Raw genomic sequence first — 868 nt, forward strand, 5'->3', positions numbered from 1 at the left:
TGGTCACCAATATTTCTGCCATGTGTCATAGCAAAGGTTTACCGAAAAAGGCGGACGTGGAAGCCTTCCTGACGCTGACCTGCCTGAAAGAGGGCTGGCAGGCGGGCGAAGACGAGGACGTTAAGAACAAACCGCTCGACCGGGCACTGGTGACCAATATTTCCTCCATGTGTAATGGCAAAGGCTTACCGGAAAAGACGAAAGTGGAAGCCTTCCTGACGCTGCCCTACCTGAAAGAGGGCTGGCAGGCGGGCAAAGACGATGCCGTTAAGGATAACCCGCTCGACCGGGCACTGGTGACCAATATTTCCTCCATGTGTAGCGGCAAAGGCTTACCGGAAAAGAAGAAAGTGGAAGCCTTCCTGAAGTTGCCCTGCCTGAAAGAGGGCTGGCAGGCGGGCAAAGACGATGCCGTTAAGGACAAACCGCTCGACCGGGCACTGGTGACCAACATTTCTTGCATGTGTAGCGGCAAAGGCTTACCGGAAAAGAAGAAATTGGCAGCCTTCCTGAAGCTCCCCTGCCTGAAAGAGGGCTGGCAGGTGGGCAAAGACGAGGACGTTAAGGACAAACCGCTCGACCGGGCACTGGTCACCAATATTTCTTCCATGTGTAGCCGCAAAGGCTTACCGGAAAAGAAGAAAGTGGAAGCCTTCCTGAAGTTGACCTGCCTGAAAAAGCTCTGGCAGGCGGGCAAAGACGATGCCGTTAAAGACAAACCGCTCGACCGGGCAATGGTCACCAATATTTCTTCCATGTGTAATAGCAAAGGCTTACCGAAAAAGGCGGACGTGGAAGCCTTCCTGAAGCTGCCCTGCCTGAAAGAGGGCTGGCAGGCGGGCAAAGACGAGGACGTTAAGGACAAACC

Annotated in this window: 1 protein-coding gene; it reads left to right on the plus strand. The window is 54.1% G+C overall.

Annotated features, from left to right (window positions below; translation table 11 throughout):
- Positions 1-868, plus strand: an 868-nt coding sequence (locus Q1B11_RS20230) for a hypothetical protein (RefSeq protein WP_299735825.1), incomplete at both ends; no start/stop codon positions are given.

The sequence above is a fragment of the uncultured Endozoicomonas sp. genome (genome assembly GCF_947495845.1).
Classification (GTDB): Bacteria; Pseudomonadota; Gammaproteobacteria; order Pseudomonadales; family Endozoicomonadaceae; genus Endozoicomonas.